General features: G+C 40.5%; 7 protein-coding genes. 5 read left to right on the top strand and 2 right to left on the bottom strand.

Going from position 1 to position 8,449, the window contains the following annotated elements; all coding sequences use genetic code 11:
* Positions 1-201: 201 nt before the first annotated feature.
* Entirely contained in the window at positions 202-1,071 is an 870-nt protein-coding gene (locus tag T501_RS03130; protein WP_044913185.1) for an ROK family protein, read from the bottom strand.
* A gap of 70 nt (positions 1,072-1,141) precedes the next feature.
* Between T501_RS03130 and T501_RS03135 the strand changes: the two genes are divergently transcribed.
* From T501_RS03135 to T501_RS03150, 4 genes are all read left to right on the top strand, one after another.
* Positions 1,142-2,485 (top strand): replication-associated recombination protein A, encoded by a 1,344-nt coding sequence (locus T501_RS03135; RefSeq protein ID WP_026510575.1) that lies wholly within the window; start codon positions 1,142-1,144, stop codon positions 2,483-2,485.
* Between the two features lie 65 nt (positions 2,486-2,550).
* Positions 2,551-4,311, top strand: a complete 1,761-nt coding sequence (locus tag T501_RS19915; RefSeq protein ID WP_155994775.1) for a DUF5722 domain-containing protein — start codon at positions 2,551-2,553, stop codon at positions 4,309-4,311.
* 84 nt (positions 4,312-4,395) lie between these two features.
* Entirely contained in the window at positions 4,396-4,911 is a 516-nt protein-coding gene (locus T501_RS03145; RefSeq protein ID WP_026510574.1) for a DUF4364 family protein, read from the top strand.
* Positions 4,912-4,952: 41 nt separating this feature from the next.
* Complete coding sequence (locus T501_RS03150; RefSeq protein ID WP_044913187.1) at positions 4,953-6,590, top strand: ABC transporter substrate binding protein; 1,638 nt, start codon at positions 4,953-4,955, stop codon at positions 6,588-6,590.
* A 209-nt stretch (positions 6,591-6,799) separates the two neighbouring features.
* On the opposite strand, the gene T501_RS03155 is transcribed toward T501_RS03150, so the two are convergent.
* Complete coding sequence (locus T501_RS03155) at positions 6,800-7,873, bottom strand: substrate-binding domain-containing protein (protein ID WP_050008102.1); 1,074 nt, start codon at positions 7,871-7,873, stop codon at positions 6,800-6,802.
* A 374-nt stretch (positions 7,874-8,247) separates the two neighbouring features.
* Here T501_RS03155 and T501_RS03160 point away from each other — a divergent pair.
* Positions 8,248-8,449, top strand: a 202-nt coding sequence (locus T501_RS03160; protein WP_044913189.1) for a hypothetical protein, incomplete at its 3' end; no start/stop codon positions are given.

Here is an 8,449-nt window from a genome sequence, read left to right on the forward strand (position 1 = left end):
TAAATGACTAATAATAGAAAAGCTTCCCACTCGGATCATATAGGGATTGTCCTATATACCGAGTGAGAAGTTTTATTTATGTACAGATGTAAAAATTTCCAGATTTTAATAAAAGTAAAAAACTTAGACACTTAACTTGCAACTCTCTCAAAAGTAAAAAAACCTTAATGAGTAAAGTTACAGCAAGTAATGTTACAGTAATTATTCACATGCATCCATAGCCAGTTTTACAGCACCCATGATGCCCTGATTATCATTGAGGCTGGCAGGAACGATGTAGTCATCGAGATGATTCATCTCATCTGTCACAATGTATCCGTTTACAAGTTCCTTGAACTTTGCTCTTATCATAGGGAAAAGCTGTTCCTGATGCATAACACCGCCGCCGAGAATGATCTTCTTGGGACTTAGAATTACAGCATAGTCCATAAGTGCGGTTGCTATATACTCAGCTTCAATCTCCCAAACTTCATTATTATCTGTAAGCAGGTCGGCAGTTTTTCCCCAACGTGCTTTGATTGAAGGACCGGAAGCAAGGCCTTCGAAACAATTGTCGTGATAAGGGCATACGCTCTTTCCGGGATCATTTTTTAAACGAGGAAGACGAAGGTGTCCTGCCTCGGGATGAAGCATGCCATGAAGAAGCTTGCCATTTGTCATGATACCGCCGCCGATACCTGTGCCAATTGTGAGATAGATGGCATCAGAAAGACCCTTTGCGCATCCCCATGTAACTTCCCCTAAAAGTGAACCATTCACATCAGTATCAAAACCAACAGGGATACCAAGTGCCTCCTTTGCAGCCTTCACAATGTTGTAACCTGACCATCCCTTCTTGGGTGTGGAAGTGATGCTGCCGTAGGTAGGAGAATCGGTTCTGAGATCGATAGGACCAAAGCATGCTATACCAAGTGCTTTGATGTCTTTCCCCTTAAAATAGTCAAATATCTGAGGCATGGTAGTTTCCGGTGTTTCTGTGGGGAACTTAACCTGCTCAAGGATTTCTCCGTTTTCATTACCGATAGCGCAAACCATTTTGGTTCCGCCCGCTTCGAGTGCTCCGTATAACATAAAATACCTCCCAAAAAAATAAAATTGATGATTGGAATAATTATAACAAATATAGTAGAATAAATGCACTATGGATTTATTTGAATATGCAAGAGAAAAAAGCATGAATAAAGAGTCACCGCTTGCCGCAAGAATGCGCCCCAAGACCCTTGATGAGGTCGTTGGACAGCAGCATATTATTGGTAAGGACAAGCTTCTTTATCGTGCCATTAAAGCTGACAAGATCAGTTCGATAATTTTATATGGACCGCCCGGAACAGGTAAGACCACATTGGCTAAGGTTATTGCCAATACTACGAAAGCCGAGTTTATGCAGTTAAATGCCACTGTGGCAGGAAAAAAGGATATGGAGGAAGTAGTTGCAAAGGCTAAGCAGAACCTTGGGGGCTACGGTCGCAAAACTATCCTTTTTATAGATGAGATACATCGTTTTAATAAGGGGCAGCAGGATTATCTGCTTCCTTTTGTAGAGGATGGAACGGTGATTCTCATCGGAGCGACCACTGAGAATCCTTATTTCGAGGTAAACGGAGCGCTTATTTCCAGATCTGTTATATTTGAGCTTCAGCCTCTTTCATCTGAGGACATTAAGGCTTTGATGAGAAGGGCCATAAACGATACAGTTAACGGTATGGGATCCTATGATGCAGTTTTGGAGCCTGAGGCAGAGGAGTTCCTTGCTGAAATTGCAGACGGCGACGCAAGGCACGCCTTAAATGCCATTGAGCTTGGCGTTATGACCACTAATAGAAGTGAGGATGGAAAAATCCACATAACCAGAGAAGTGGCAGAGGAGTGCATACAGAAGAGAGTGGCCAGATATGACAAGGATGGCGATAATCACTATGACACAATATCTGCATTTATAAAAAGTATGCGTGGCTCTGACCCGGATGCTGCAGTTTACTACCTTGCAAGGATGTTAAACGCGGGGGAGGACCCCAAATTTATAGCAAGAAGAATGGTTATCTGCGCTTCTGAGGATGTGGGAAATGCTGATCCTCAGGCACTTCAGGTGGCAGTTGCCGCTTTTCTTGCAACAGAGAGAATTGGTATGCCGGAGTGTCAGATTAATTTATCTCAGGCAGCAAGTTATATAGCGACTGCGCCTAAGAGCAACGCAGCTGTGGAGGCAATTTTTAGTGCTATGGATACAGTTAAAAATACAGGAAATCTTCCTATTCCGTCGCATCTTCAGGATGCTCATTACAAATCTGCATCAAAACTCGGGCATGGCATAGGGTATAAGTATGCCCATGACTATCCCAATAATTATGTGGAACAACAGTATCTTCCCTATGAGCTCAACGGGAAAGAGTTCTACAGTCCTTCAGGTAATGGGTATGAAGTCAAAATCAAGGAACACATGAAGTTTTTAAAGGAACAGGCTAAAAAGCAGAAGGAGCAAGATTGAGAAATCCCTTTTCTGATAAGATAAAAGTATTTCTGAGATATGTAAGGAATATATCTCCCAAAAAAATGAGGAGGATAAGCATTGTTTTAAGTATTGTGGCTGTGCTCGCACTGGTGGTTTCAGTGGCTTGTGTATCCGGAGTATTTGCCTATATTTTTCCGGAAAAAGGAACAGAGCAGGTTGAAGTTGAAGAACCAAAAGAAATCCAGGTTCAGGAGAGCCCTAAGGAGAAAAGCTACCTTAGTGAAGAAGCCTTAAAGGCTATAACAGCTTCCGGAGAGAGAGTAAAAAAAGCTTTGGATGAAAGACCGGAAACTGTGGATGTACCTGATGAAAGCCTTTCAGAATATGTGAAGCTGGATAGCTGCACAATCGGCGAGAGTGGAAAAGTTGAGGTTGTGGGTGTTGCAGAAGCGATTCCTACTTCGGATGATAAGTACTATTATCTGTTTGATGCTGCAACCTATGAGGATGATTTTGATGTTCAGGCAGAGCCTATATCCAAGACTTACAAGGATAAAGAAATCACATTGAAAGCCGCACTTAATAAGGGAGAGGCATCCTCTAGACTTTTCAAAAAGTTTATTGTCGCAATTAAAAAGGACGATCAGTATAAAACGGTCTCTCATGCAAGTTATATTACCAATCCGGAGGCTGTTGCCGCTCACAATTACGGTGGAATGCAGCAGAGTTCCAAGAAGGGACTTTTAATCGACCCTTCAAGGCTTAATGAGGTAGGGGATCTTGGTGTCAATTATGCGACCTACAATATTCCTCTTAACAGAATGCTTTCACCCACAGCGGAAGGCTCAGTTTCCTACAGCTATAACGGAGTGACATATCATTTTAATCAGAGAATTCTGAATGAATATGATTATCTTTTTACAAATCTTAATGCAAAAGGCATAGATATTGCAGCAATAGTTTTAAATGATGTATCTCCTTCAGTTTTTCCTGAAGTGACACATCCTGCCGGAAGAGGAGGCTCAACGGCACCATATTATATGTTTAATGCAACTGATGAGAGCGGTGTAAACGCCATTGCCGCCATTGCATCCTTCCTTGCGGGAAGGTATTCCGGTTCCGGTCATGGCAGCGTGTCCATGTGGATAATTGGAAACGAAGTCAATGCCAGAAAAGAGTGGAATTACATGGCGCAGACAGACGTGGGAACCTATACGGCAGCTTACGCCAGGGCCTTCAGAGTTTTTTACAATGCCATAAAAAGCACAAACGCAGGGGCCAAGGTGTATATTCCAATCGACCAGCAATGGGACAGGAACCTCAAGGGAAATCCTGATTATGATGGCAGAGATATGCTTGATACATTTGCAGCTTCACTGAAAAATTATGGAGATATCAACTGGGGCCTGGCACACCATCCATACACCGTACCTCTTTATGATGTGGCATTTTGGAACGGACACAAGCTGGTTTCGGATTCCGCGGATACATCGTTTATCACCATGAAAAATATTAATGTACTTACGGATTATATGAACGGTGATTCGATGCTTTACAATGGCAAAGTTAGGTCTATAATACTTAGCGAAGTGGGATATACCTCCACCAAAGGGGATACACTTCAGGCAGCTGCCCTGGCTTATGCATATAGCAAGGTTGAGGCAAATCCTAATCTTGATGCGATCATGTTTTCAAGACAGACCGATGCTGCTGAGGAAATTGCCCATGACGGACTGGCTATGGGACTGTGCACATCCGGAGGAGGACATAAGTTTTCCTATGATGTCTACAAATACATGGACACACCACAGAGGGAACAGTACATTTCTTTTGCCAGAGAAATTGTGGGTAAGAATTTTTAATGAAGTGATGTAGTGCAGCTGTTTCATATTAACTCGACTATAAAAACAGCTAAACCGGTTTATAAAATTTTAGAGAGGATAAATATGAGTTCACAATATCTGACTTTATACAAGATGATAGTGCTTTATATGCTTAGCAAGTCAGAGGGGCGTCTTAGCAAGGCACAGATTTATGATTACATACTGGAAAAAGAATACACAAATTTCCTGACGCTACAGGAAGTATTCAGTGAGCTGGCGGAATCTGATCTGATCTCGGAGAAAAGCGAAGGTAACAGAACTTATTTAAGACTTACAGATGCAGGTAATGAGACTCTGGAATTTTTTGGAAACAGGATAAATCCTTCAATAAAAGATGAAATAGATGAATTCTTCAAGGTAAATGGCATGAGAATGAGGGATGAGACTGCCATCGGAGCTTATTATGACAGGACCGGTGAAAATGAGTACACGGTTTACCTCAAAGCAACTGAGGCAGGAAAAACACTTGTCGATATTTCGTTCCCGCTTTGGTCAGAAGAAGCAGCCATGGAGGTCTGTGAGAACTGGAAAAAGAAAAATTCATCAGTTTATCGTTATCTTTTAACAGAATTAATGTAACTTTTATATTGTTTAGTGCCAATTTGGTATAAGATTAATATATGAGATACTTTAGGCAGTGTTTTCTAATTTCATACATTGTCTTTTTACTTTTTGTCGCTTCTGCGCTAACAGTCAGCGCAGAGGATGACTTAGAACGGCAATTTCGCATTCTTTTCATATCATCTTATGGTTTTTCCAATGATGCTGTTCCGCAGCAGCTTGAAGGTTTTGAAAAAGGTATAGAGGGAGTCAACGTGGATATCAGCTACGAGTTTATGGATGCTGATAAGTACTACGGTGGGCTTGATATACAGAATTTTGACAAATTCATAAGGTATAAAATTTTTTCAATCAGAAACTATGATCTTATTGTGGTGGCAGATGATCCTGCTCTCAGGTATGCCATCAATAACAGAAGTGAACTGTTTCCTGATACCCCGCTGGTTTTCCTTGGGGTTAACAATATGACTGAAGCGGTTACTGCTGCAGCTATGAGAAATGCAACAGGCATTTCCGAGAGCCTGGATTTTGAGGGAAATTATGCTCTTATGAAGAAACTTTTCCCTACAAGAAATCGTATAAATGTTATCGTGGATTCATCTGTTGCCGGACAGGGCGATTATGTGGAATTCATGAAGTTCAGGGATAATCACCCGGAAATCAGCAGCAGAGTCATAAATACATCCTATTATACGGCAAACGGTATAAAGGAAGTTCTTGGGAATCTGGGAAAGGATGATATTATTCTTTTTCTCGATTTTTCAATAGATGGTCAAAAAAGGGCATACTCTTTGCAGCATGCCTCTGATTTTATATCCAATTATGCGCCCAATGTGCCGATATTCAGGCTGACATCTGCCAATATTGAGCATGGGGTTTTCGGTGGCATCTCATACTCATACTATGAAGCAGGAAGAATAGCTGGAGATGTTGCCAAAAGAATTCTTAGCGGAGTTCCTGCTAACAGTATTCCGCTTGTTTCATCAAGAGTTACTACGCCGTTTTTTGAACAGAGTAGAATGGACAGATTTGGAATAGGCTATAAGGAGCTTCCCAAGGAGTCTGTAGTGATTAATGAACATGATAATTTTGCAAAATTTTACCGTGAAAATACTCTGCTCAGTAACCTTGTGATAGTAATAATAGTGCTGATGATAATAATCATATTGCTTCTTAACAGGGTTAATTCCCAAAGCAGAAAGACGATACGAACCGATTTCCTTACCCAAATGCCCAACAGAAAGAGCATGATGGAGAATATAAATCAGGCAATTCTGGCTAATCAGGAATTTGGACTGATCATGCTGGATGTGGATTATTTTAAGGATATCAATGATACCTATGGTCATAAAGTGGGCGATGAGATAATTGTTGGAGTTGCAGAGAGACTAAAGAAACTGTCCGACAAAAGAGTAGTGTTTGCAAGGCTCGGAGGGGATGAGTTCTGCGGAATATTTACATCACCTTCAAAGGAAATGGCCAAAAAGATATGTACTGATATTTTGAAAAGCACCAAGGCACCTTTTAAAACATCAGAAGGGGAAATTACTCTGACAGTCAGTATAGGCTGCGCTATATATCCCCTTGATACTACTGATCCGAACAAGCTCATGGAATGTGCAGACAGCGCGCTGTACGTAACTAAAGAGAATGGAAGAAACGGATACACTCTATATAGCAGCATGAATAAGACCTGATGGTTTAATATATGAAAAAATCACTACTTGGTATAGTAGACAGTGACTTAAATCTGCATCGATGAAATGATATTTGGAGGAAATGCCAATATTAGGTGTAATAGCGAGTGTCATAAATATGCATCGATGAAATGATTTATGGAGAAAATGCCTAAATCCAGCCATAATAGACAAAGCCTTAAACTGCAGCTATATTATGAAAATGCTTATTATTCGGCTGCATATATAAGTCCTGCATGATTGCGACTATAGTATCCTGTATCGAAAAGTTCCTGCTCCAGATTGTCTGCTGTTATGGAAATTGGCTGCAAAAGGTATGAAGGAATAACCTTTATGCCATTGTTATAATCTGAGGTATTGTACGTGCAATCAAAATCCCATTCGGATTCCTTTATAAGATTTTCTGTCGGCTTTTTTCCTGATAACAATGACATACCGAGAGTTACAGCTACAACGGATTCATTTCTTAATGCCTTATAAACTGTCATGCTCTGTGTGCCATTTATAATATTGTAAATATTGGCAATATCGCCGTCCTGTCCGGTGAGAACAACACGGTTTGACTCATGATAATCTGCCTCAATGGCTCTTGCTGCGCCAAGGGCGGTTGAATCATTTGCGCAAAGAACTGCATCTAAAACAATCCCATCGGGATAATATGAATTAAGAATGATCTGAAGACGCTGTTTGGCAATATCTGTTGACCACTGGGCTGTTGATGTTTCATAGAAGTCGCGCTGGGCAGATAAAACTGTTAATTTGCCTGAATCAAGATAGGGCTTTAAAGTATCTATTGCTCCGCGGTAGAAATACCTGGCATTATTATCAACAGGATCACCTGAAACAAATTCTATATTTTTTGATCTTCTTGTAGTATCAAGTCGAAGGGCTTTGATAATATAATTTGCCTGAAGCACTCCCACCATGTAATTATCGAATGAAACATAATAATCTACGGCATCAGAGTCCATGATAAGTCTGTCATAGGCGATTACTCTGACGTTGGCTGACTTTGCTTCGTCAAGAACAGTCGAAAGAGCAGTGCCGTCAACCGGAGTGATGACAAGTATATCAGCACCTTCGGATATCATACTTCTGAGGTCACTTACCTGAGTATCAATAAGATTGTTTGCAAATTTAATTATTACCTCACAACCTCTTTTGGTGAACTGGTCCTGGAGAAAAACACCGTCATGATTCCAACGCTCAAGTAGGGCATCGGGCATAGAAATACCAACAACTGTGCGACCGTCATCTGAATGAGTGTCCACAATTGCAGGCATATTTTCCTCTGAACCGGATGATTTAGCACTTGGTGTTTTCTGCGCACATCCGGAGGAGAGAAAAGAAAATAATATAATTGTGAATACGAATAAATATAATCGCTTTAACATAGTCGTAATATACTTGTAATTCCAAACATCTGCAAACAAAGTATCCTATCTATATCATATATTTTGGATGTATATAAAACCATAGCCTTTCATTAAACTTAATGAAAATATCATAAATATCTTTAAGACTATACAAGCTAGGGTAAAGTTTTTGTAGGATTGATAGAATGTAGCACAAGAATTGTGCACAACATAAATAAAAAGGACAACCTTCTGTGTTAAGGTATTTGTTGGCCAAAACAAAAAGCACGGGAGGTGTCCTTATGGACAGTATAAAACAAGTTTGGGAAAAGGTGGAAGAAAATCTTATAAAGCTACGTGAGGATTTTGCAAAAGAGCCTACCCGAATGGCAGAGTTTGAACGAGGTGTACATGCCGAATTCGGTCGACTGGAAAGAGATTTTCTCAGGCAAACATTGGAGGATAGAGATAACCAAATAAGAGGAAGTTTAAAAAGGCTTGAGA

This window comes from Butyrivibrio sp. WCE2006 (genome assembly GCF_000701985.1).
Lineage (GTDB): Bacteria > Bacillota > Clostridia > Lachnospirales > Lachnospiraceae > Butyrivibrio.